The following is a 23,903-nucleotide window of genomic DNA, read 5'->3' on the forward strand; positions in this document are numbered from 1 at the left end:
TGAAAGTCGTTTTTCCGAGGCAAAAAACGCAAACACCTGTCGCAGACCCCGGCATACACTTTGCGTCACCATGGGCTTGCGCCCTACCGGGCACAGACCCACACCCCTCAGCCAGGCCCACAAAGCCCTGCCAATACGGAGACAGAGAACATGAACGCCCCGCTGCCCGAGCACATTCGCCGCGCGCTAGAAACCGTCACGCTCGACGACAAATACAGCCTCGATTACGGGCGCGCCTTCATGAGCGGGGTGCAGGCCCTGGTCAAGCTGCCGATGCTGCAGCGCCTGCGCGACAAGCAGGTCGGCAAGAACACCGCCGGTTTCATCAGCGGCTACCGCGGCTCCCCGCTCGGCGGCTACGACCAGGCGCTGTGGAAGGCCAGCAAGTTCCTCAAGGAACAGAACATCGTCTTCCAGCCCGGCGTGAACGAAGAGCTCGCGGCCACGGCGCTGTGGGGCACGCAGCAGTTGGGCTTCTCGCCCCAGGGCACCAACAAGTTCGACGGCGTCTTCGGCATCTGGTACGGCAAGGGCCCGGGCGTGGACCGCTGCTCCGACGTCTTCAAGCACGCCAACATGGCCGGCACCACCGCCTGGGGCGGCGTGATCGCGGTGGCCGGCGACGACCACATCTCCAAGAGCAGCACGGCCGCGCACCAGAGCGACCACATCTTCAAGGCCTGCGGCACGCCGGTGTTCTTCCCGGCCAACGTGCAGGAAATCCTGGACCTGGGCATCCACGCCTTCGCGCTGAGCCGTTTCTCGGGCGTGTGGTCGGGCATGAAGACGATCCAGGAAATCGTCGAGTCCAGCGCCACGGCCATGATCGACCCCGAGCGCGTCGACATCGTCATCCCGACCGACTTCGAGATGCCGCCCGGCGGCCTGCACATCCGCTGGCCCGACCATGCGCTGGAGCAGGAAGCCCGGCTCATGCACTACAAGTGGTACGCCGCGCTGGCCTACATCCGCGCCAACCGCTTGAACCACAACGTGATCGAAGGCCCGAACGACCGCTTCGGCATCATGGCCAGCGGCAAGGCCTACAACGACACGCGCCAGGCGCTCATCGACCTGGGCCTGGACGACGCGGCCTGCCGACAGCTGGGCATCCGCCTGCACAAGGTGGGCGTGGTGTGGCCGCTCGAAGCGCAGCTCACGCGCGAATTCGCCACCGGCCTGCAGGAAATCCTGGTGGTCGAGGAGAAGCGCCAGGTCATCGAATACCAGCTCAAGGAAGAGCTCTACAACTGGCGCTCCGACGTGCGCCCCAACGTGGTCGGCAAGTTCGACGAAGGCGCGAGCTCCACGGACGACGGTTACTCCGGCGGCGAATGGTCGATGCCCAACCCGACCTCGCACACGCTGCTGCGCGCCAACGCCGACCTGAACCCGGCGCTCATCGCCAAGGCCATCGCCGCGCGCCTCAAGAAGACCGGCCTGCTGGCCGCCGCCGGCGCCGACATGGCCGCCCGCATCGACGCGCAACTCGCCATCCTCGAGGCCAAGGAGCGCGCGATGGTGGTGCAGCAGGCCTCCACCAGCGTGGCCGACGCCACGCGCCAGCCCTGGTTCTGCTCGGGCTGCCCGCACAACACCAGCACCGTCGTGCCCGAAGGTTCGCGCGCGATGGGCGGCATCGGCTGCCACTTCATGGCGACCTGGATGGACCGCTCCACCATCGGCTTCACGCAGATGGGTGGCGAGGGCGTGCCATGGGTGGGCCAGCAGCCCTTCACGACCGACCAGCACATCTTCGCGAACCTGGGCGACGGCACGTACTTCCACAGCGGCCTGCTGGCGATTCGCCAGAGCATCGCGGCGGGCGTGAACATCACCTACAAGATCCTCTACAACGACGCGGTCGCCATGACCGGCGGCCAGACCGTGGGCGAACGCCCCGAGGGCCACTCGGTGCTGCAGATTGCAGAAAGCCTGCACGCCGAGGGCACGAAGAAGGTCGTGATCGTCACCGACGAGCCCGAGAAGTACGAGGGCGTGAACATCCCCGGCGACCACGTGCAGGTGAAGCACCGCGACCTGCTCGACGACATCCAGCGCGAGTTCCGCGCCATGGCCGGCACCACGGCCATCATCTACGACCAGACCTGCGCCACCGAGAAGCGCCGCCGCCGCAAGCGCGGCACGGCCGTCGATCCGGCCAAGCGCGTGGTCATCAACGAGCTGGTCTGCGAAGGCTGCGGCGACTGCAGCGTGCAGAGCAATTGCCTCTCGGTGGAGCCGCTGGAAACCGAATTCGGCCGCAAGCGCACCATCAACCAGAGCAGCTGCAACAAGGACATGAGCTGCCTGAAGGGCTTCTGCCCGAGCTTCGTGACCGTCGAGGGCGGCCAGCTCAAGAAGAAGGGCAAGAACAAGGCGGCCACGCCGGCCGAGTTCGGCCTGCTGGCCGAGCCCGCCATTCCGTCGCTCGCGGGCGGCAAGGTCTGGGGCGTGGTGGTCGCCGGCGTCGGCGGCACGGGTGTGATCACCATCGGCCAGCTGCTGGGCATGGCCGCGCACATCGAGGCCAAGGGCATCGTCACGCAGGACGCGGCGGGCCTGGCGCAAAAGGGCGGCGCCACCTGGAGCCACGTGCTCATCGGCGACACGCAGGACGACATCCGCACCACCCGCGTGGGCACCGCGGCGGCCGACCTGATCCTGGCCTGCGACCCGCTGGTGACGATCAACGCCGAGACCATGGCGCGCATGCGCGAAGGGCGCACGCACGTGGCGCTCAACAGCCACAGCGCGCCCACTGCCGCCTTCGTGCGCAACGCCAACTGGCAGAACCCCGAAGACGCCTGCGCCGCTGAAATTGCGCGCGCCGTGGGCATCGACGGCCTGGGCGCCTTCGACGCCGATGCCGCCGCCACCGCGCTGATGGGCGACACCATCTACGTCAACCCGATGATCCTGGGCTACGCCTGGCAAAAGGGCTGGGTGCCGCTGGCGCACGAGTCGCTGATGCGCGCCATCGAGCTGAACGCCGTGGCCATCGAGAACAACAAGACCGCCTTCGAGTGGGGCCGCCAGGCCGCCGTGCGTCCCGATGAGCTGCAAAAGCGGGTGCGCCCGGGCCAGGTCATCGAGTTCAAGAAGCGCGAGACGGTCGAGGCGCTCGTCGCTCGCCGCGCCGAGTTCCTGACCGGCTACCAGAACGCCGCCTACGCCGAGGAATACAAGGCCTTCGTCGGCCGCGTGCAGCAGGTCGAGTCGGCCGTCGGCAAGAGCACGGGCCTGGCCGAAACGGTGGCGCGCTACCTGTTCAAGCTCATGGCTTACAAGGACGAGTACGAAGTCGCCCGCCTGCACACCGACCGCACCTTCCTGGACCGCGTCGAGGGCATGTTCGAGGGCGACTACAAGCTCAACTACCACCTGGCGCCGCCGCTCATGGCCAAGAAGAACACCAAGGGCCAGCTGCAGAAGCAGAAGTTCGGCCCCTGGATGCTCACGGGCTTCCGCTTCCTGGCGAAGCTCAAGGGCCTGCGCGGCACGGCGCTCGATGTCTTCGGCCGCACCGAAGAGCGCAAGACCGAGCGCGCCCTCATCGGCGAATACCGCGCCAGCATCGAGGAAGTGCTCAAGGGCCTGCGCGCCGACAACCACGCGCTGGCGCTGGAGATCGCGAGCCTGCCCGAGCAGATCCGCGGCTACGGCCACGTCAAGGAGCGCAACCTCGCGGCGGCCCGCACCCGCTGGACCGAGCTGATGGGCAAGTGGCGCAACCCCCAGGCGCAGCGCGCAGCGGCCTGATCCGACAGGCCCGTTTCCCCTGACAAAGAGCGCCCCTGCGGCGCTCTTTGCTATTTAAACGATAGCTGAAAGCCCTCGGGGGTGCGCCGGATAAGGGCGCGAAACGGCCATCCGCGCCGAATACAATGCCCGACTGCGCGCGGCCTCCCCCGCCGAGCCTTTGACTTGCGGCCCGCATCCCTCGTGGGCGCGGAACCGCGGGCCCGGCCCGCGCATCTGAAGTCTTTTTCTTCTCTCTTCCCTCTGCTGGAGACTCTCTTGTTCATTTCCTCTGCTTTCGCTCAAACCGCGCCCGCAGCCGCCGGTGGTGGCGACATGTTGTCTTCGCTGGGCAGCATGCTGCCGCTGGTGCTGATGTTCGTGGTGCTGTATTTCGTCATGATCCGCCCGCAAATGAAGCGCCAGAAAGAGGCCCGCGCCATGATCGAAGCCCTGGCCAAGGGTGACGAAGTCGCCACGGCCGGCGGCGTGCTCGGCAAGATCACCTCGCTGAACGACCAGTACCTCGGCCTGGAAATCGCCAACGGCGTCGAGATCAAGATCCAGCGCAGCGCGGTGGTCCAGGTGCTGCCCAAGGGCGCCGTCAAGCAATAAAAGCGTGAGCTGAACCTTGCGCTTCAGGGCGCAGGGCCCCAAGTCACGCCGTGTTCCATTTCTGAAACGCTTGTGAAAAGCGCCTTCTCATGAACCGTTACCCGGTCTGGAAGTACACGATCATCGTGATCGTGCTGCTCGTGGGGCTCATCTACGCCCTGCCCAATTTCTTCGGCGAGGCACCCGCGGTGCAGGTGTCCGCGGCCAAGACGACCGTCAAGGTCGATGCCGCCACCCAGACCCGGGTCGAGGAGGCGCTGAAGGCGGCCGGCCTGACGCCCGACCTGGTGACGATGGACGCCGGCTCGCTGCGCGCCCGCTTCACCACCACCGACGACCAGCTCAAGGCGCGCGACGTCGTGCAGCGCGCCCTGGTGCCCGACGCCAGCGACCCGCCCTACACGGTGGCACTGAACCTGCTGTCGCGTTCGCCCAAGTGGCTCACGTCGCTGCATGCGTTCCCGATGTACCTGGGCCTGGACCTGCGCGGCGGCGTCGACTTCCTGCTGCAGGTCGACATGAAGGGCGCCATCGACAAGAAGGCCGAATCGTTCGCGAGCGACCTGCGCACCACCTTCCGCGACAAGAGCATCCGCGGCACCCAGGTCAGCCGCAACGGCCAGACCGTCGAGGTGACCTTCCGCGACGCGGCCTCGCTGGAGACCGCCAAGCGCCTGATCGTGGACCAGTTCCCCGACCTCAGCACCACCGACACGCAAGACGGCACCAACTGGCGCCTGACCGCCACCATCAAGCCCGAGGCGGCCCGCCGCCTGCAGGACGCCGCGCTCAAGCAGAACATCACGACCCTGCACAACCGGATCAACGAACTCGGCGTCGCCGAGCCGGTGATCCAGCAGCAGGGCCTGGACCGCATCGTCGTGCAGCTGCCCGGCGTGCAGGACACGGCCAAGGCCAAGGAAATCCTGGGCCGCACCGCCACGCTCGAAATGCGCATGGTCGACGAAAGCTCCGAAGGCCGCGCGGCCGAGCTGAGCGGCGCGCCCGTGCCCTTCGGCTCCGAGAAATTCCTCGACCGCGGTGGCCGCCCGGTGATCGTGAAGAAGCAGGTGCTCGTCACCGGCGAGAACCTCACCGACGCCCAGCCCGGCTTCGACCAGCAGAGCAACCAGCCCAAGGTCGACCTGACCATGGACGCCAAGGGCGGTCGCATCATGCGCGACGTCAGCCGCGAGAACTACAAGAAGCGCATGGCCATGCTGATCTTCGAGAAGGGCAAGGGCGAAGTGCTCACGGCCCCGTCGATCAACGGCGAACTGGGCAACCGCTTCCAGGTCTCGGGTTCGATGACGGTGGCCGAAGCCAGCGACCTGGCCCTGCTGCTGCGCGCCGGCTCGCTGGCCGCGCCCATGGAGATCATCCAGGAGCGCACGATCGGCCCGACGCTCGGCGCCGACAACATCGAAAAAGGCTTCAAGAGCGTGATGTACGGCTTCCTGGCCATCATGGTCTTCATGTGTGCCTACTACGCGCTGTTCGGCCTGTTCTCGTCGATCGCGCTGGCCGTGAACCTGATGCTGCTGGTCGCCATTCTCTCGATGCTGCAGGCCACGCTCACGCTGCCCGGCATCGCGGCCATGGCGCTCGCCATCGGCGTGGCCATCGACTCCAACGTGCTGATCAACGAACGTGTGCGCGAAGAATTGCGCAACGGCGCCTCGCCGCAGGCCGCCATCCACGCGGGCTACGACCGCGCCTGGGGCACGATTCTCGATTCGAACGTGACCACGCTGATCGCGGGCATCGCGCTGCTGGCCTTCGGCTCGGGCCCGGTGCGCGGCTTCGCGGTGGTGCACTGCATCGGCATCGTCACCTCGATGTTCTCCGCCGTGTTCTTCTCGCGTGGCCTCGTGAACTTCTGGTACGGCCAGAAGAAGAAGCTCAAGTCTGTGTCGATCGGCACCGTCTGGCGGCCCAAGACCGACGGCACGGCCGTGGTCGACACCAAGTAACGGCCGAGGACCATCGCCATGGAATTCTTCCGCATCCACAAGACCATCCCGTTCATGCGCCATGCCCTGGTGCTGAACATCATTTCCTTCGCAACCTTTGCGCTGGCGCTGTTCTTCCTGTTCCACCGCGGGCTGCACCTGTCGGTGGAGTTCACCGGCGGCACGGTGATGGAAGTGGCCTACGAGCAATCGGCCGACATCGGCAAGGTGCGAGAGGCCGTCACCAAGCTCGGCTATCCCGAAGTGCAGGTGCAGAACTACGGCACCTCGCGCGACGTGCAGATCCGCCTGCCCACCCAGAAGGGCATGAGCTCCGACCAGCAGAGCGCGCAGGTCATGCAGGCGCTGAAGTCGGTCGACCCGTCGGCCACGCAGCGCGGCATCGAGGTCGTCGGGCCACAGGTCGGCGACGAGCTGACCTCCAACGGCATCAAGGCGCTGGCCATGGTGGTGATCGGCATCATGATCTACCTGGCGTTCCGCTTCGAGTGGAAGTTCGCGCTGTCCACCGTGCTGGCCAACCTGCACGACGTGGTGATCATCCTGGGCTTCTTCGCCTTCTTCCAGTGGGAGTTCTCGCTGGCGGTGCTGGCGGCGGTGCTCGCGGTGCTGGGCTACTCGGTGAACGAGTCGGTCGTGATCTTCGACCGCGTGCGCGAGAACTTCCGTCGTTACCGCAAGATGACGACCACCGAAGTCATCGACAACGCGATCACCTCGACCATCAGCCGCACGATCATCACCCACGGCTCCACGCAGCTCGTGGTGCTGTCGATGTTCTTCTTCGGCGGCCCCACGCTGCATTACTTTGCGCTGGCGCTGACCATCGGCATCTGCTTCGGCATCTACTCGTCGTGCTTCGTGGCCGCCGCGATCGCGATGTGGCTGGGCGTGAAGCGTGAAGACCTGATCAAGGGCCCGCCGGTCAAGCGCGACGGCGACTCCGGCGGCGACGACCCGAACGCCGGCGCCGTCGTCTGAGGGATACTTCGGCGCCAGCTTCGCGTCACCCGCACTTGTGCGGTGGCGCATCCCGATGCAAGCTCGGGGCTGTCGCCGATGAACCGTTCTCTCCGGCCTTTCCGATCCATCAATGAGCACTGCGCGGTCCGCTTCTTCCCTGCAGCTCGCACGCGAGGCGCGTGAGCGTTTCGTGGCGGCCACGGAAGGTGCGATCGCTCCGCTGGCCCAGGCCATCCGCGACCGGCTGACCGCGGTGGCCTCCGATGTCGGCAGCGCGCGCACCATGCAGGAAAGCCGCGACGACCTCGTGGCGTTCCAGGGCCATGCCTCGCAGTGGGTGTCGCTGGCGCAGACCGGCTGGCGCAAGGCGCTGGGCACGGGCCCGGCGGGCGGCACCTCGTCGGCCCCCGCGGCGCTGCGGCTGGAACTCATCGGCGACGAGGTGGTCGAGAGCAACATCCTCGCCTCGCGCCTGGCACAGACCATCCACGACAAGGCCAGCTTCGAGCTCAGCGACCTGCGCCTGCGCATCCAGCACCTCGAAGGCACGCACGAGCTCGATGCCCGGGACGTGCTGAAACCCGAGACCCTGGCCAAGCTGCTGGTGGAACAGTGGCTGGCCGCCGGCCTGAGCCGCGAGGCCTGGGGCCGCGTGCAGGGCACGGCGCAGCAGGCGCTGGCGGACGTGGTCGTGAAGGCCTACGAAAGCGCCAACGCCTTCCTGATCGCGCAGGGCGTGATGCCCGAAATCGACCTCAAGAGCTTCGTGCGCCGCACGGGCGATTCGGGCGGCGGCCCGTCCTCCATGGGCATGCCGGTGTCGTCAAGCATGCCGATGGGGCAGGGCTCGCCGGCAGGTGCGGCCGTGCCGCACGGCCAGCAGCCATCGCAGCCGCAGCGTCCGGGCTTCGCTTTCCAGGCCTCGCATGCGGCGTCCGTGCCGTCGTCGGGGCCGGCCTCCAGTTCGATGATGGGCAGCTCGCCGCTCGCCTTCGCGCGGCAGCGCGCGCAGACCGCGCTGCTGAGCCTCAAGCGCTTTGTCGCCGCGCGCATCGGCGGCGAGGCCGGCGCCTCGCAACCGGGCGGAGGCACGACCGGCACCGGCGGCGGCGTGGCCGCGCCCCGCGTGTTTTCACGCACCTTTGCCGGCGCCATCGCCGATGCCGAGGTCGCCTACCGCATGGCGGCCACGCAGTACATCGACGGCGGTGGCGAGCAGGCCACGTTGATCCAGCAGACCGCGGTCGACCTGCGCCGGCGCACCGCCGAGCTCAAGAAGCGCGCGCCCACCACGGCCGACAAGGCCACGGTCGAGATCGTGGCGCTGATGTTCCAGGCCATCCTCGCGGAAGAGCGCATCCCGTTCTCCGCCCGCGTGTGGTTCGCGCGGCTGCAGATGCCCGTGCTGCGCGTGGCCATCGCCGAGCCCGAATTCTTCGGCACCCTGCAGCACCCCGCGCGCATGCTGATCGACCGCATGGGTTCCTGCGTGATGGGCTTCGACGCCGCCGCCATCACCGGCAGCGCGCTCGAAAACGAGATCAAGCGCGTGGTGCAGGTGATCGAGCAGTACCCCGAAACCGGCCAGCGCGTGTTCAAGCTGGTGTTCGACGAGTTCGTCGCTTTCCTCAGCCGCTACCTCACGCAGAGCGACGCCACGCAGCGCGTCATGAGCGTGGCGCAGCAGGTCGAGCAGAAGGAGACGATGGCGATCCAGTACACCATCGAGTTGCGCAAGATGCTCAACGACATGCCGGTGCGCGACGAGATCCGCGAGTTCCTGTTCAAGGTCTGGGCCGAGGTGCTGGCCATCGCCGCGCTGCGCTACGGCGCACAGGGCGAGCACACCGTGATGCTCAAGCGCGTGGCCTCCGAGCTGGTCTGGGCCGCCAGCGCCAAGCCCAACCGCGCCGACCGCGCCCGCGTGATCCAGGACCTGCCGCAGCTGCTGCAGCGCCTGCGCCAGGGCATGGACCTGCTGGGCATCGTCGGCGAGCCGCAGGAAGGCCACATCAAGACCATCGGCGCCACGCTCACCGACGCCTTCATGTCGAAGACCGAAGCCATTCCGCAGGCCAAGATCGAGGCCATGGCCGAGCGGCTGGCGCACCTGGAAGACTTCGTGACCGACGACGGCAGCGCCTCCAGCCTGCCGCTGGACGCGCAGAGCATCGAACTGCTGCTCGGCGTGGACGCGACCGCGATCGAGGTCATTTCCGACACCGCCGGCGTCAAGGTGGCCGAGGACATGCTCGCGTGGACCCACGAGCTGCAGGTCGGCAACTGGTTCATGCTGGACCACAACGACCGCGTCACGCAGGTCCAGTTCGTCTGGCGCAGCGACCGCAAGCAGCTGCACCTGTTCGCCTCGGCCGACGGCCGCAGCTTTCTCATCCAAGCTGGGCGCTTGGCGATGTACTTGCAGGCTGGCCTGCTGGTGCCGGCCGAGGAAGAAACGCTCACCGCACGCGCGACGCGCGAGGCGCTGGCGAAGCTCGATGCGAATCCCGAGCGACTGCTGAACTGATCAGCTCGCAGCTGTTCTCGTCTGTTCCGGGGAGAGCGTGAACTGCCTTGGGGGCGAGCTCAGTGTGCTGTTCGGCCTTCGCGGCTCTCGCAAAGCTCGTCGAGCACGAGTGCATCGGGCTCGATGCCCGTGCTCCAGTGCACCATCAGCACGATGATCTTGAGTTCGTCCAATGCCACCGGGTCACCCGGTGCGGCCATCGCGCGTTCGACGACGATCTCGCGCAGGCCGCAGGGCAGCACGTTCGACAGTTCGAGAAAACGGATGAAGCCGAGGCACTCGGCGCCGAGGTGTTCCTGCTCCGACGGCGAGTACACGCGCATCGACTGGCTCGACTGGGGCAGCGCCGCATCGGGCGCGCCGCCCAGCGTGACGCGGGCAGTGGTGATGGCGTTGTCGGCATCGCCTTCACTGGCCTGGGGTTCGAACTGCAGGCCTTGTGTGGCCAGGCTCAGGCCGTCGAGCCACTGCAGGGCGTCGCGAATCTCGTCCGCCTCGAAGCCGTGCGCACTGAGCTTGCGGCCCAGCTGTTCGGGTTCGGGGCAGGCATCGCCGCGCCAGTAGTTTTCATACACAAACACGAGCACTTCGAACATGGGCCCAATATAGCCGAGGAATCTGTCGTGTGTCCCCAGGCTTTCGTGCACTTCGCGTGTCAGCCGACGGCGGCTCTTTGAAACAGGCCACCGGGCAGCCGCGAGACATGCCCGTCGAGTTCAAGCTCGAGCATCTTCGCCTGCAGTTGGGCCGCGCTCCAGCCGGTGCGTGCGCTCAGCGCATCGAGGCTCACCGGGTCGAAGCCGAGGGCATCGAGCAGCGGATGCTCCGGGGCCGGCGAAGGCGTGTCGCTGGCAACCGTGCGAGCGGCTGGCGCCAGCGGCGGCAGCTCTTCGAGGATGTCGTTCACCGACTCGACCAGCTTCGCGCCTTGCCGGATCAGCGCATGGCAGCCGCGCGATTGCGGCGAGTGGATCGAGCCCGGGATCGCGAACACTTCCTTGCCCTGCTCCGACGTGAGGCGCGCGGTGATGAGCGAGCCCGAGGCCAGTGCCGCTTCGACCACCAGCGTGCCGCGCGCCAGGCCCGCGATCAGGCGGTTGCGCTTGGGAAAGTTCTGCGTGAGCGGCGGCGTGCCCAGCGGCAGCTCGCTCACGATCAGTCCCTGCAGCGTGATGCGGTGCGCCAGGTCGCGGTGCCGCGCGGGGTACACGCGGTCCAGGCCGGTGCCGACCACCGCCACCGTGGCGAGCACCGGAGCGTCGCCGGCCGCGTCGAGCGCGCCCAGGTGCGCTGCGCCGTCGATGCCGAGCGCCAGCCCCGAGACCACGGGCAGGCCCGCTTCGCCCAGCGCCCGTGCGAAGGCGCGCGCGTGGCTGGCGCCCTGCGGCGTCGGGTTGCGGCTGCCGACCACGGCCAGGCTGCGGCCGAGTTGCGTGAGGTCGAAGGCGGCGGCGCCGAGCACGTAGAGCATCAGCGGCGGGTCGACCATCTCGAGCAGCGAACTCGGGTAGCCGGTGTCGCCGAGCGTCACGACGCGGCGCGTGATGGCGCCGCCGGTGGGGTCGTCCGCGGGGTGCAGCCATTGCCAGGTCTGGTCGACCTGCGCCTGCAGGCCGGAGGGCGGCTGTTTCAGTGCGGCGGCCTGGGCGGTGCTGACGACTTCGCACAGCGTTGCCTCGGGCTGCGCGAAGATCGCGTCAGGCAGCCCGAAGGCCGCCAGCAGGCGGCGTGCGGCGCCGTCGCCGACGCCTGGGGTCAGTGAAAGTCGCAGCCAGCCTGCGAGTTCTGCGCGTTCCAAACGAGTGTGCGAGAAAGAAGCCTCAGGCGCGTGTCAGGGATTGACGAGGAAGTCGCCGGCGCGGGGAGTGTCGTTGATTTCGAGCACGAGTGCGTACGAGACTTTCTCGAAGGTGCGGAACACCATCAGCAGGCCGATGCGTTCGTTCGGCAGCTTGATGGTTTCCTTGCGCGCACCGGTGCGGTCGAGGATGGTCTCGCCGTTCTTCAAGATGGCCAGCACGTGGCCGTTGTCGACGCCGTCGCGCGTGCCCTTGTTGATGGCCACGACCTGGTTCTGCGCGGCGTACTGCACGGCATTGCCGTAGACCGACACGATGCGGCCGTCCACCTGGGTGGAGGGCGCGCGCGGTGCGTAGCTCAGCAGCTGGCGCGGCGGCTCGGGCAGCAGGCGGTCGCCGGCGCGCATTTCCTCGCGCGACGCGATGATGTCGATGCTGGCCGGCACGACGGTGATGACGTCCTTGTCGCCGGTCGTCTCGATGGTGGTCGATTCGCCGCGCTGCAGCTGCGCCTTGCCCAGGTACTGCGCCTCGTAGCCGAGGATTTCGCCGGTGCCGGGGTCTTTCAGCGGCGTGGCGCTGCGGAAGATGCGGTAGTGCTGCACCGGGCCCGGCTTCTCGACCAGCGGCGACTCGGCATTGCCGCGCGCATAGGCGCGGTCGCCGCGCGACAGCAGCACGCGGCTGTCGTTGCCGGCCACGATGCGCGGCGCGGCGTCCAGCGTGTTGGCGTCGACCACGATGGGTTCGCTGAGGAAGGGCTCGATCAGGCTCGGGTTGAGCGTGGGCAGGGCCATGCCGGCGAGCGAGTCGAAGCGCGTGCGCGGCGACAGCTTGATGGTGCCGCCGTCGCCGCCAGAGACGCCGCGGCGCGTGGTCAGGCGGGCGCGGCCGCCGCTCTTGTCCAGGTACAGCACCTGCCCCGGGTAGATGCGGTGCGGGTCCTGGATCTCGTTGATGTTCATGCCCCACAGCTCCGGCCAGCGCCAGGGGCGCAGCAGGTACAGGCGTGAGATGGCCCAGAGCGTGTCGCCGGGCTTGACGGTGTACTCGTCGGGCGCTTTCGGCGACAGCTCGCTCAGCGGCACGCCGGCCTGGGCGGTCTGCTGGGCGGTGGCGCGCTGCTGGGGCGTGACCGGGTAGGTCGTCTGCGCCCAGGCCGCCGTGGCGCCGCAACTGCCGGCCACCGCCAGGGCGGCCGTCCAGAAGGCAAAAAGGGTCGGGCGCTGGTGTTCGGTGGAGCTGGGCTGTGTCATGTCTGGATGGGTGAGCGCACGAAGTATCGTGGCGCATACGAATCTCACAATTTGCTACGAATTCTGCGCCCGAAGCCCTTGCAAGGGCAACGTTTTCGCGTCAATGCGCCGCGACGCGTCGCGGAATTGGCGAAAATAGCCACAACTTCCCCCCGATTTCATGGCCAAACGAATCATTCTGAGTTACCCCGACAAGCGCCTGCACACGGTGGCCAAGCCGGTGCAGGGCGTGGACGCGCGCATCAAGACGCTGGTCGCCGACATGCTGGAAACCATGTACGACGCGAGCGGCATCGGCCTGGCCGCGACCCAGATCGACGTGCACGAGCGCGTGGTCGTGATCGACGTCTCCGAAGAGCGCAACGAGCCGATCGTGCTCATCAACCCGGAAATCACCTGGGCCAGCGACGAAAAAGTGCTGAATGAAGAGGGCTGCCTCTCGGTGCCCGGCATCTACGACGGCGTGATGCGTTCCACCTCGGTGAAGGTCCAGGCGCTCGACGCCGACGGCAACACCCACACCATCGAGGCCGACGGCCTGCTGGCCGTGTGCATCCAGCACGAACTCGATCACCTCATGGGCAAGGTGTTCGTCGAATACCTGTCGCCGCTCAAGCGCAACCGCATCAAGAGCAAGCTCCTCAAGCAGCAGCGCGAGGACATGAAAGAAGCACGGGCATGAGCCACCGGGCTGCGTGGTCCTCGCTGGCCGCCGCCGGACTGCTGTTCCTGGCGGGTTGCGTCAGCGAACCCACGCGCATCCAGCCCGGCACCTCGGCCGCCGAGACTCTGCAGCGCCTGGGCGCGCCCACCGGCCGCTACCCGCTCAACGGCGGCGGCGAGCGCCTGCAATATTCGCGCATGCCGGCCGGCTTCGAGGTGGTCGACATCGACCTCGACGCGTCCGGCAAGGTCGTCTCGGTGACCCAGGTGCTCACCGAGGCGCGCTTCGACCACGACATCCAGGTCGACCGCTGGCGCCAGAACGAGGTGCTGGCCTTCTACGGCAAGCCCTACGAAATCAGCCGCGTCAGCTCCTTCGACGGCACCGTCTGGACCTGGCGCTACAAGGCCATCAACGAGCGCCGCATGCTCTATATCTACATCGACCCCACCGGCGTGGTGCGCCGGTACCACACGGGGGATGACCTCGAATTCGAACGGATCCGGGATTGAGCGCGTTGAAAGTCGTTTTTGCGGGCACGCCCGAGTTCGCGCGCGTCGCCCTCGAGGCCATCGCCGCCGCCGGCCATGACATCGTCGGCGTGATGAGCCAGCCCGACCGGCCCGCCGGCCGCGGCATGAAGCTGCAGGCGTCGCCCGTCAAGCAGTGCGCCGTGGCCCACAACTGGCCCGTGGCCCAGCCGCGCAGCCTGCGGCTGGACGGCAAGTACCCCGACGAGGCCACGGCCGCGCGCGACACGCTGCTCGCGTGGCAGCCCGACGTGATGGTGGTCGCGGCCTACGGGCTGATCCTGCCGCAGTGGGTGCTCGACCTGCCGGCGCACGGCTGCCTCAACATCCACGCCAGCCTGCTGCCGCGCTGGCGCGGCGCGGCGCCGATCCACCGCGCCATCGAGGCCGGCGACGCACAGACCGGCATCACCATCATGCAGATGGACGCCGGCCTGGACACCGGCGACATGCTGCTGCGCGAGGCGATCGACATCGCGCCCGGCGAGAACACCGCCCGCCTGCACGACCGGCTGGCCGCGCTCGGCGGTCGCATGGTGGTCGAGGCACTGGCGCAGATCGGCCAGCTGGTTCGCACGCCGCAGCCCACCGAAGGCATCACCTACGCCCACAAGGTCGAGAAGCATGAAGCGCTGATCGACTGGACGCAGCCGGCCGCTGCCATCGTGCGCCGCGTGCTGGCCTTCGATCCGTTCCCCGGCGCCAACAGCCCGCTCGGCGGCGAGACCGTCAAGCTCTGGGCTGCGCACGTGGCGCCCGGCCCTGCAGGCGCCGCGCCCGGCACCATCGTCTCGGCTGATGCAACGGGCGTCGCCGTGGCGGCGTCGGACGCCACCGTGGTGCTCACCGAACTGCAACGCCCGGGCGGCAAGCGCCTGCCCGCGGCCGATTTCCTGCGCGGCTTCGACCTGAAGGCCGGCCAGGTCTTCGGCTGATGTTCCTCTCGCCCACGCTGCGCCGCCAGCCCGAGTTCCGCGCTGGCATGCGCGACATGGCCTCGGCCGCGCTCGGCATCGGCGCCTGGGGCCTGATGACCGGCGTCGCCATGGTCAAGTCGGACATGAGCGTGCTCGAGGCCGTGGCGATGACCCTGTTCGTCTACGCCGGCAGCTCGCAGCTGGCCGCCATCCCGCTGCTGGCCGCGGGCGCGCCGGCCTGGGTGATTCTGGCGACGGGCTTCTGCGTCAACCTGCGCTTCGTGGTGTTCAGCCTGCACCTGCGGCCCTACCTCATGCACATGCCGCGCTGGCGTCGCCTGCTGCACGGCTACCTGACGGCCGACCTGAGCTACGCGCTCTTCACGAAGCAGTACACGGCCCCGCCGACCACGCCCGCCGAGCGGCTGGCACAAGAGGCCTACCTCACCGGCAACTACTTCGTGACCTGGTGCGCGTGGATGGGCATGAGCCTGCTGGGCATCGCGCTGGCCAACCTCATTCCGCAGACCTGGGGCCTGGGCTTTGCCGGCGTGCTGAGCCTGGTGGCCATCGTCTGCTCGATGGCGACGACGCGGCTGCGCGTGCTGGCCGCGCTCATCGCGGGCGCCACGGCGGTCGCGGCCTATGCGCTGCCGCTCAAGCTCAACATCGTGGTCGCGATCGGCGTGGCGGTGCTGCTGTGCTTCTGGCTCGAAAAGCAGTTCGGGCTCGACCCCGACGCGGAGGACGACAAGTGAACGCCGGCGGCACCGACTGGTGGTCCATTGCCGTGATCGCCGGCCTCGCGGCCGTCACCGTGCTCACGCGCTGCTTCTTCTTCATCCTCGACCGGCCCTGGGGCCTGCCCGAGTGGGCGCATCGTGCGCTGCACTACGCACCGGCCGCCGCGCTGGCCGGCGTGATCGCGCCCGAGATCGTGATGACGCAGGGCCACCTGATCACCACCTTGCACGACGCCCGCCTCTATGCGGCGGTCGTCGGCGGCGCCTACTACTTCTGGCGGCGCGGCGTGCTCGGCACGATGCTGGCCGGCATGGCCGTCTACCTGCCCCTGCACCTCGGCTTGGGCTGGTGATCGGCTCAGACTAGTCGAGCTTCACGCCGGCGGTCTTGATGATGTTGCCCCAGCGCTCGCTCTCCGCGCGCGAGAGCTTGTAGAAGTCCTGCGGCGTGCCGGGCAGCGCCTCGAAGCCGAACTCCGCAAACAGCTTCACCACCTTCGGTGCCTTCATCGCCTTGTGCAGCTCGGTGTTGATGCGCGCCACGGCCTCGGGTGGCATGCCGGCCGGGCCGATCAGGCCGTGGAAGGCGTAGGCGTTGACGTCGCTGAAGCCGGCCTCGACGAAGGTCGGCACCTCGGGCAACGCACTGGCGCGCTGCGGCAGCGCGATGGCCAGCACGCGCACCTTGCCCGACTTGATGATCGGCAGGCCCGAGGCCAGGTCGAGCATCATCGTCGGCACCTGGCCGCCCATCACGTCGGTCATGGCGGGCGCGGCGCCCTTGTACGGCACGTGCGTGATCGTCAGGCCCGCCTTCTGCTTGAACAGCTCCATCGCCATGTGGTGCGGCGAGCCATTGCCGGGCGAGGCGTAGCTCACCTTGTCGGGGTTGGCCTTCACGTAGCGCACGAACTCGGCCACGTTCTTCGCGGGGAAGTCGGGGTGCACCACCAGCGCCACCGGGAAGCGCCCGATGGTGCCGATGTAGGTGAAGTCGGTCGCCGGCTTGTAGGGCAGCTTGGCGAACATGTGCTCGTTGAACAGCAGCGCCGCGTTCTCGGCCTGCATGATCGTGTAGCCGTCGGGCTTGGCCTGCATCATCACCGACACGCCGATGTTGGTCGACGCGCCGGGGCGGTTGTCGATGATCAGCGGCTGGCCGAGCGAGGGCTGCATGGCCTCGGCCAGCGAGCGCGCGAGGTTGTCGGTGCCGCCGCCGGCCACGTAGGGCACGATCCATTTCACGGGTTGGCTGGGGTAGGCCGCAGGCTGCGCCGACGCGAAGGATGCGGCGGCGAGCGCGAGGGTCGCGGCCAGCAGGGGAAGGAAGCGCTTCATCGTTTGTTGTCTCCGTTGCTTTGTTGAAAAAGAGGGCGGCTCAGGTGCCGCGCAGGACCTGCCAGAGCTCGCGGTCGCGCTCGGCGGTCCACACGACCGGGTGCTCGATGCCGCGCAGCTCGTCGTAGGCGCGCGAGACGTCGAAGGGCAGCACGTGCTGGAACACCGGCCAGCCGCCGAAGCGCGGCGTCATGGCCGCCTCGGCGCGCGCGAAGCAGCCCTTGAGCGTCTCGCCCGCGGCGATGCCCGCGCGCACGCTGTCGAGCAGCGTCGAGAGAAAGTCCTTCGTGAGCCCGATCGCCTCGGCGCAGGCGGCTTCGCCCTGCAGCACTGCGCCGCGCCCGGGCACCAGCACGCGCGGCTTGAGCGCGCGCACCGCGTCGAGCGTGCCGGCCCAGTCGCCGATGTAGGCGTCGCCCGCGTACACGCCGCAGTGGTTTTCGACCACGTCGCCCGCAAACAGGACGCCGCTGTCGGGCAGCCAGGCCACGGTGTCGCCGCTCGAATGGCCGCGGCCCAGCGCCATGAGCCGCAACTCGCGGCCGTCGCCCAGCAGCAGCGTCATCTCGCGTTCGAAGACCGTGGTGGGGAAGGTCAGGCCCGGAATCTCTTCCACGCCCGCGAACAGGCGCGGGAAGCGGCCGACCTCCGACTCGAAGTCGGCCTGGCCGCGCGTGCGGATCCAGTCGAGCGTGCCGTTGCTGGCGACGATCTCCTGCACCTCGTCGAAGGCGCTCGCGCCCATCACGCGCACCGCGTGGTAGTGCGTGAGCACGATGGTGCGGATCGGCTTGTCGGTCACGCTGCGGATCGCTGCGAGAAAGTCACGCGCCATGCGCGGCGTGGGGCGGGTGTCGATCAGCACCACCTGCTCGTCGCCGACGACGAAGCCGCAGTTGGGGTCGAAGTCGCTGATGTAGCCGTAGGCGCCCGGCGCGAGTTCCTGCAGCCGGGGCTTCTGCTCGCGGGTGTCGGAGGCGGAAGCGAAAGAGACGGTGGCGGTCATGGAGGTGTTGTCGTGGTCGTGGGGATGTCTTCTTCGGCCTCGGCTGCCGCGTCGATGCACGCGAGCAGCACCGCCTGGTCGGCGCACTGGTTGGCCAGCAGCAGCACGAGGCGCGCGTTGAGGACGGCGCTCTGCGCCTCGGTGCGGCCTTCGTGCGCGGCCAGCAGCGCGGCGTAGAAGCCGTCGGGGTCGGGGATGCGGGGCTCGGTGATCATGAGGACGAAGCGGGGAGTGCGAGCGCCGTGCGGATGGCGGCGGCGATCGTGTCGGGGGTGGCTTGCGCAAGGAGCGCAGCGCGGTAGGCATCGGGGCGCACGAGCACGAAGCCGCCCGCTGCACTGGGGTCGATGCCGAGGTGGCGCGCCAGCGTCTCGTCGGCCTGCAAGGTCGGCAGGCCGCTGTCGCCGCCCACGGCCAGCAGGCGCAGCGGCAGTGCGGCCGTCGCATCGCATGCGGCCTGCGCCTGCGCGCGCGTCGGTGCGAACCACAGGCCCAGGCACTGCGTGCCCTCGGCCAGCAGCTGCATCAGCGTGGTCTCGCGCCCGTCGGCCCAATACAGCGGCAGGTTCTGCACCGTGCGCGCGCCTTCGGGCAGCAGCGGTGCGGCGGGGTAGTCGTTGGCGACCGACATGCGGCCCGTGTTGACCAGCGCGCGCGCGAAGGTGTGGCGCTTGGCCAGCGCCACCACGGCGCGGCGCAGCGTGTGCTCGGCCGGCGAGCGCGGCGCGAGGAAGCGCGCCGATCGGCTCGTGACCGTCAGGTTCTCCTGCGCGGCCGGGCGGCGCTCGGCGTCGTAGCTGTCGAGCAGTGCGTCGCCGGCCTGCCCTTGCGCGACCAGCGCGAGCTTCCAGCCGAGGTTGGCCGCGTCCTGGATGCCGGTGTTGCCGCCGCGCGCGCCGAAGGGGCTCACCACGTGCGCTGCGTCACCGATGAAGCACACGCGGCCGTGGCGGAAGCGCTCCAGCAGGTGGTCGCGGTAGCCGTACGGGCCGATCCACACGAACTCGAACGCCACGTCGGGCCCGAGCTGTTCGCGCAATCGCGCACCGGCCACCTCGGGGCGGCTGATCTCGGCGGGATCGCAGTCCTCGGGCATCTGGTAGTCGATGCGCCACACGCCGTCGGCCATCAGGTGCTGCCACACGCCGCGGCCTTCGTTGAAGGGCGCGTCGACCCAGGTCCAGCGCTCGGTCGGCAACGGTTTCTCGAAGCGCACGTCGCTGATGCACCAGCGGTCGGTGCTGCGCGAGGCGTGCGATGCCACGCCGAGCTGCGTGCGGATCGGGCTGTTCGCGCCCGTGGCGTCGATCAGGTGGTCGGCCTCGATCGTGTAGCTGCCGGCGGGCGTCTCGACGTCGATGCGCACGCCGTCGGCCAGCGGCTCGACGCGCGTCACGCGGCTCTTCCAGCGCAGGTCGGTCACGCCGAGCTCGAGGATGCGATCGACCAGGAACCACTCGATGTAGAACTGCTGCAGGTTCACGAAAGGCGGCTGCTTCGAGACGCTCGTGGCCTGCAGGTTGAAGTTGTAGACCTCCTGGTCGCCCGAGAAGGTGCGACCGAACGACCAGGTGACGCCCTTGGCCGCGATGCGTTCGTAGATGCCCAGCCGCTCGAAGATCTCCAGGCTCTTTTGCGCGTAGCAGATGCCGCGCGACGAAGCGCCGCGCACGCCCACGGTGTCGTCTTCGTCGAGCAGCACGGCGCGCACGCCGCGTTGCGCGAGGTCGCAGGCCAGCGTGAGGCCCGAGGGGCCGGCGCCGACGATCACGACCGGGTGGCGCACCACCTGCGCGCTGCCGAGTTCGGGCGGTGGCGTGAAGGGCCAGACCGGCAACTCGTAGGCCGGTGCGAATGCAAAGTTTTCCATGGCTCTTCTACAGCGCGTGCGCGAACTCGGCGATGGCATCGGCCGCTTGCGGGATCAGCTCGGGCTGGCCCGCCAGGTAGTGGTTGCCGCCGACGATGTCGACGTTGCGGATGCGCGCGCCGCCCGCGGCCATCCAGGCGTCGCGCGTGCTGGGGAAGGTCGACTGGTCGCCGGTGTAGGTCAGCAGCAGTTTCGGCACCGTGGTGCGCGCGAGGTTGGTCGGCCCGTCGGCCTGCGAGCGCGACGACCACTGCGAGAGGAACGCGGTGAGCGAGGTGGTGCGGCCCATCGCGTTGGCCGAATAGTTCACCTGCCGCGCATCGCCCCACACGCTGCCGGGCAGGCGCGCGTTCGCATCGAGCGACAGGTCGACGCAGCGCGGATCGGCGTGCGTGCGGTAGACGACGAAGGTCTGGTCGCGCGGCGCGCCGGGTGTGCCGCGCAGCAGCGCGAGGCGCTCGAGGCACCACTGCTCGATGCGGTCCATCCGCGCTTTCTGCGCCGCGCTGAAGCGCGCGAGAAAGTCGGCCTCGTAGGGCACGCGGTGGCGCGGGTCGTACATGTCGAGCGCGGGGTCGACCGACAGCGGGTCGTGCTCGTCGGTGACCGAAGGGTCGATCCAGTCGCGCATGAGCCGCGTGCGGCCCAGGTGCGCGGCGCACAGCGCGAGGCCGTCCACGGGTGGCAGGTCGCTGGGGTGCAGGTGCGTCGGATCGCCGTCGGGCAGGTGCGTGGCGGTGAGCTGTTCGGCCTGCGCCTGGTAGAAGGCCGAGAGCGCGGCGCCGCCCGAGTTGCCGACCAGGAACACCTTCTCGTAGCCGGCCGCGCGCAGGTACTGCACGCCGGCGCCCAGGTCTTGAATCGCACGCTCCATCAGCAGCACCGTGTCGTTGCCGACGAAGCGCGAGTTCAGGCCCATGCAGCAGATGCCGCGCTCGGCCAGCGGGCCGATGAGGTAGTGGCCCATGAAGTTGCTGGTCGGGTGCATCACGATGGCCGCGATCTTTTTCGGCCCCGGCGGCGCGCGGAAGGCGCCGTAGATGCGCGGGCGCAGCAGCTGCAGGCCCGACTGGCTGTCCATGGCCGCGCCGGGCTTCACGTCGATGACGGCGAGTTGCAGCTCAGACATGCGACGCGCCTTTCGCTGCGCGAAGCGCCGCCTTGCGCGTGGTCCACGCGTCGAGGTCGGCATGGGCATGGCGCGCGTGCGCGTCCATTTCGGTTTGCGGCACGGTCGGCGTGGTGAGTTCCACGCGGATGCCGTTGGGGTCGAAGAAGTAGATCGACTCGATGATGTGGTGGTCGGTCACGCCCAGCACCTCGATGCCCGCGCCTTCGAGCCGCGCCTTGGCGGCCAGCAGGTCGGCCACCGAGTCGACGCGCAACGCGATGTGGTTCACCCACGAAGGCGTGTTGGGCGAGGGCAGCGCGGCGGTGTCGTCGCCCAGGTCGAAGAAGGCGATGTACGCGCCGTCGCGCATCTGGAAAAAGATGTGCACGTAGGGGCAGTACTCGCCCGTGCTCGGCACGTGGTCGTTCTTGATGACGTGGGCCAGCGGCAGGCCCAGCAGGTCTTCGTAGAAGTGGCGGGTTTCCTCGCTGTCGCGGCAGCGCCAGGCGAAGTGGTGCAGCCCGCGAATGGGTGGGGGCGCCGTGGGGGTGGCGGTCGTCGGCATGTCGTGTCTCCGTTGAGGCCGCGATTGGGCAATGCCGCGTCTTATGATGCAATCGAAATTAATTCATCGATTGATGAAATAACCATATATATGAACCTCACCCTGCGCCAGCTGCGCGCCTTCGCCGCCGTGGCCGAAACCGGCAGCTTCACCACCGCTGCCGGGCAGTTGCACCTCACGCAGTCGGCGCTCAGCGTGCTGGTGCGCGAGCTCGAGCGCGAGATGGGCGTGCAGCTGCTCGACCGCAACACGCGCCGCGTGCAGCTGTCGGAGGCGGGGCGCGAGTTCCTGCCCTCGGTGCACCGGCTGCTCGGCGACCTCACGAGCGCGGTCGCGGGCGTGACCGACCTACGTGACAAGAAGAAAGGGCTGTTGCGGCTTGCAGCGCCGCAGCTCATGGCCTGCACGCTGATGCCGCGCGTGATCGCCGCCTACCGCGAGGCGTACCCCGACGTGGACGTGCGCCTGGCCGACACGCTGCCCGAGCACCTGCTGCTGGGCGTGGCTGCCGGCGACGTCGAGCTGGCCGTGGGCCAGGACGTGGCGGTAGACGCCGCCGCCATCGAGCGCCGCACGCTGTTTCGCGACCGCCACTGGCTGATCTGCCCGCCTGGCCACGCCTTCGCCAAGCGCCGCAAGGTGCGCTGGCACGAACTGGGGCCCTACACCTTCATCGCGCCCACGCGCGATTTCCGCCAGCGCGTGCTGCCCGAGCTGGGGGCCGAGGAGCGCGCCTTCCTGATGCGGCCGGGCACCCAGGAGGTGTCGTACATGACCACCGCGCTGGGCATGGTGGCCTCGGGGCTGGGGCTGACCGTGTGCCCGACCTACTCGGCGTCGCTGGTGCGCGCGCACGGGCTGCAGATGGTGCGGCTCGAGTCGCCCGACTTCCACCGCGAGGTGTGCGTGTACAGCGCGGCGCGGCGCTCGCTGTCGCCCGCGGCGGCGAGTTTCGTCGGCATCCTCGAACAGTTCGCGACCGCGCAGCCGAAGGCCTGAAAAAGCATCACTGCCCCGCAAGAGACGCGCAGGGGCGCCAGAGGGCGAAAACTACAATGCGGGCAGTCCCGTCTTTCACCATCCTCAGACCCATGAACGTCATTCGATTCACCGACCTCTGTGCGCAAGGCAAGGCCGCCGGCCAGCGCGTCTTCATCCGTGCCGACCTCAACGTGCCGCAGGACGATGCCGGCCGCATCACCGAAGACACGCGCATCCGCGCCTCGGTGCCCTGCATCCAGTTGGCGCTCGACGCCGGCGCGGCCGTGATGGTCACCTCGCACCTGGGCCGTCCGACCGAGGGCGAGTTCAAGCCCGAAGACTCGCTGGCGCCCGTCGCCCAGCGCCTGGGCGAGCTGCTGGGTCGTGAAGTGCCGCTGGTGGCCGACTGGGTCGACGGCGTCGACGTCAAGCCCGGCCAGGTCGTGCTGCTAGAGAACTGCCGCGTCAACAAGGGCGAGAAGAAGAACGACGAAGCGCTGGCCCGCAAGCTGGCCGCGCTCACCGACATCTACGTGAACGACGCCTTCGGCACCGCCCACCGCGCCGAAGCCACCACCTACGGCATCGCCCAGTTCGCCAAGGTGGCCGCGGCCGGCCCGCTGCTGGCTGCCGAGATCGACGCCATCACCAAGGCGCTGGCCCAGCCCAAGCGCCCGCTGGTCGCCATCGTGGCGGGCTCGAAGGTCAGCACCAAGCTCACCATCCTCAAGAGCCTGTCGGCCAACGTCGACCAGCTGATCGTCGGTGGCGGCATCGCCAACACCTTCATGCTGGCCGCGGGCCTTTCGATCGGCAAGTCGCTGGCCGAGCCCGACCTGCTCGACCAGGCCAAGGCCGTGATCGACGCCATGCGCGCGCGCGGCGCCGACGTGCCGATCCCGGTGGACGTGGTCACGGCCAAGACCTTCGCGGCCGACGCGCCCGCCACCGTCAAGGCCGCCACCGATGTGGCCGAGGACGACCTGATCCTGGACATCGGCCCGAAGACCTCGGCCATCCTGGCCGCGCAGCTGCGCGAAGCCGGCACCATCGTCTGGAACGGCCCCGTGGGCGTGTTCGAGTTCGACGCCTTCGCGGGCGGCACGAAGGCCATCGCGCAAGCCATTGCCGAAAGCAGCGCCTTCTCGATCGCCGGCGGCGGCGACACCCTGGCGGCCATCGCCAAGTACGGCATCGAAAAGCAGGTCGGTTACATCTCGACCGGCGGCGGTGCCTTCCTCGAGGTGCTGGAGGGCAAGACCCTGCCGGCCTTCGAGATCCTGGCCAAGCGCGCAGCCGGCTGA

Annotated in this window: 21 protein-coding genes; 12 read left to right on the forward strand and 9 right to left on the reverse strand. The window is 68.7% G+C overall.

Translation table 11 applies throughout. From position 1 onward, the window contains the following. Window positions 1–150: 150 nt before the first annotated feature. The 5 genes from AC3WQR_RS18545 (at window position 151) to AC3WQR_RS18565 (ending at window position 9,819) form a co-directional block, all read left to right on the forward strand. On the forward strand, window positions 151–3,762 hold the full coding sequence (locus tag AC3WQR_RS18545) for an indolepyruvate ferredoxin oxidoreductase family protein (protein ID WP_492743097.1): 3,612 nt from the start codon (window positions 151–153) through the stop codon (window positions 3,760–3,762). 258 nt (window positions 3,763–4,020) lie between these two features. Then, the gene (gene yajC, locus AC3WQR_RS18550) at window positions 4,021–4,356 is read left to right on the forward strand and encodes a preprotein translocase subunit YajC (protein WP_062478234.1); all 336 of its coding nucleotides are present in this window, start codon (window positions 4,021–4,023) and stop codon (window positions 4,354–4,356) included. Window positions 4,357–4,445: 89 nt separating this feature from the next. Further along, window positions 4,446–6,329 (forward strand): protein translocase subunit SecD, encoded by a 1,884-nt coding sequence (secD, locus tag AC3WQR_RS18555; RefSeq protein WP_492743098.1) that lies wholly within the window; start codon window positions 4,446–4,448, stop codon window positions 6,327–6,329. Window positions 6,330–6,347: 18 nt separating this feature from the next. Further along, the gene (secF, locus tag AC3WQR_RS18560; RefSeq protein WP_062478240.1) at window positions 6,348–7,310 is read left to right on the forward strand and encodes a protein translocase subunit SecF; all 963 of its coding nucleotides are present in this window, start codon (window positions 6,348–6,350) and stop codon (window positions 7,308–7,310) included. Window positions 7,311–7,422: 112 nt separating this feature from the next. Then, window positions 7,423–9,819: a DUF1631 family protein gene (locus tag AC3WQR_RS18565; RefSeq protein ID WP_492743099.1), complete on the forward strand. Its 2,397-nt coding sequence runs from the start codon at window positions 7,423–7,425 to the stop codon at window positions 9,817–9,819. Window positions 9,820–9,878: 59 nt separating this feature from the next. Here the strand turns inward: AC3WQR_RS18565 and AC3WQR_RS18570 are convergent, their stop codons facing one another. Genes AC3WQR_RS18570 through AC3WQR_RS18580 form a run of 3 tightly spaced genes read right to left on the reverse strand, consistent with a single transcriptional unit; the run spans window position 9,879 to window position 12,874 of the window. Then, entirely contained in the window at window positions 9,879–10,415 is a 537-nt protein-coding gene (locus AC3WQR_RS18570) for a Smg family protein (protein WP_492743100.1), read from the reverse strand. A gap of 59 nt (window positions 10,416–10,474) precedes the next feature. After that, the gene (gene dprA, locus AC3WQR_RS18575; protein WP_492743101.1) at window positions 10,475–11,617 is read right to left on the reverse strand and encodes a DNA-processing protein DprA; all 1,143 of its coding nucleotides are present in this window, start codon (window positions 11,615–11,617) and stop codon (window positions 10,475–10,477) included. Between the two features lie 33 nt (window positions 11,618–11,650). After that, complete coding sequence (locus AC3WQR_RS18580; RefSeq protein WP_095950491.1) at window positions 11,651–12,874, reverse strand: LysM peptidoglycan-binding domain-containing protein; 1,224 nt, start codon at window positions 12,872–12,874, stop codon at window positions 11,651–11,653. A 160-nt stretch (window positions 12,875–13,034) separates the two neighbouring features. Between AC3WQR_RS18580 and def the strand changes: the two genes are divergently transcribed. Genes def through AC3WQR_RS18605 form a run of 5 tightly spaced genes read left to right on the forward strand, consistent with a single transcriptional unit; the run spans window position 13,035 to window position 16,081 of the window. Next, on the forward strand, window positions 13,035–13,556 hold the full coding sequence (def, locus tag AC3WQR_RS18585) for a peptide deformylase (RefSeq protein ID WP_070063231.1): 522 nt from the start codon (window positions 13,035–13,037) through the stop codon (window positions 13,554–13,556). After that, window positions 13,553–14,050, forward strand: coding sequence for a hypothetical protein (locus AC3WQR_RS18590; protein WP_095950492.1), 498 nt, complete (start codon window positions 13,553–13,555; stop codon window positions 14,048–14,050). Before def ends, AC3WQR_RS18590 begins: the two co-directional genes overlap by 4 nt. Next, complete coding sequence (gene fmt, locus AC3WQR_RS18595; RefSeq protein WP_492743102.1) at window positions 14,047–15,003, forward strand: methionyl-tRNA formyltransferase; 957 nt, start codon at window positions 14,047–14,049, stop codon at window positions 15,001–15,003. Before AC3WQR_RS18590 ends, fmt begins: the two co-directional genes overlap by 4 nt. Then, entirely contained in the window at window positions 15,003–15,743 is a 741-nt protein-coding gene (locus AC3WQR_RS18600) for an AzlC family ABC transporter permease (protein ID WP_062478259.1), read from the forward strand. The genes fmt and AC3WQR_RS18600 overlap by 1 nt, the downstream gene beginning before the upstream one ends. Beyond that, complete coding sequence (locus tag AC3WQR_RS18605; RefSeq protein ID WP_492743103.1) at window positions 15,740–16,081, forward strand: AzlD domain-containing protein; 342 nt, start codon at window positions 15,740–15,742, stop codon at window positions 16,079–16,081. The genes AC3WQR_RS18600 and AC3WQR_RS18605 overlap by 4 nt, the downstream gene beginning before the upstream one ends. A 10-nt stretch (window positions 16,082–16,091) precedes the next feature. Here the strand turns inward: AC3WQR_RS18605 and AC3WQR_RS18610 are convergent, their stop codons facing one another. Genes AC3WQR_RS18610 through AC3WQR_RS18635 form a run of 6 tightly spaced genes read right to left on the reverse strand, consistent with a single transcriptional unit; the run spans window position 16,092 to window position 21,618 of the window. After that, window positions 16,092–17,066, reverse strand: coding sequence for a Bug family tripartite tricarboxylate transporter substrate binding protein (locus AC3WQR_RS18610; protein ID WP_095950494.1), 975 nt, complete (start codon window positions 17,064–17,066; stop codon window positions 16,092–16,094). A gap of 40 nt (window positions 17,067–17,106) precedes the next feature. Further along, the gene (locus AC3WQR_RS18615; protein WP_492743104.1) at window positions 17,107–18,072 is read right to left on the reverse strand and encodes an MBL fold metallo-hydrolase; all 966 of its coding nucleotides are present in this window, start codon (window positions 18,070–18,072) and stop codon (window positions 17,107–17,109) included. Further along, window positions 18,069–18,287 carry a DUF2783 domain-containing protein gene (locus tag AC3WQR_RS18620; protein ID WP_492743105.1) on the reverse strand — a complete coding sequence of 73 codons (219 nt, stop codon included), beginning with the start codon at window positions 18,285–18,287 and terminating at the stop codon, window positions 18,069–18,071. Before AC3WQR_RS18620 ends, AC3WQR_RS18615 begins: the two co-directional genes overlap by 4 nt. Next, window positions 18,284–19,942, reverse strand: a complete 1,659-nt coding sequence (locus AC3WQR_RS18625) for an FAD-dependent oxidoreductase (protein ID WP_492743106.1) — start codon at window positions 19,940–19,942, stop codon at window positions 18,284–18,286. The genes AC3WQR_RS18620 and AC3WQR_RS18625 overlap by 4 nt, the downstream gene beginning before the upstream one ends. A 7-nt stretch (window positions 19,943–19,949) precedes the next feature. Beyond that, window positions 19,950–21,071, reverse strand: a complete 1,122-nt coding sequence (locus AC3WQR_RS18630; RefSeq protein WP_492743107.1) for an alpha/beta hydrolase family protein — start codon at window positions 21,069–21,071, stop codon at window positions 19,950–19,952. Further along, window positions 21,064–21,618 carry a VOC family protein gene (locus tag AC3WQR_RS18635; RefSeq protein ID WP_492743108.1) on the reverse strand — a complete coding sequence of 185 codons (555 nt, stop codon included), beginning with the start codon at window positions 21,616–21,618 and terminating at the stop codon, window positions 21,064–21,066. The genes AC3WQR_RS18630 and AC3WQR_RS18635 overlap by 8 nt, the downstream gene beginning before the upstream one ends. A 90-nt stretch (window positions 21,619–21,708) precedes the next feature. Between AC3WQR_RS18635 and AC3WQR_RS18640 the strand changes: the two genes are divergently transcribed. Both AC3WQR_RS18640 and AC3WQR_RS18645 read left to right on the forward strand, forming a co-directional pair. After that, a complete protein-coding gene (locus AC3WQR_RS18640; RefSeq protein WP_062478283.1) occupies window positions 21,709–22,617 on the forward strand; it encodes a LysR family transcriptional regulator in 909 nt (302 codons plus the stop codon). Window positions 22,618–22,709: 92 nt separating this feature from the next. Next, complete coding sequence (locus AC3WQR_RS18645; RefSeq protein ID WP_492743109.1) at window positions 22,710–23,903, forward strand: phosphoglycerate kinase; 1,194 nt, start codon at window positions 22,710–22,712, stop codon at window positions 23,901–23,903.

Source organism: Variovorax sp. FW305-3-2-15-B-LB1 (assembly GCF_058787635.1).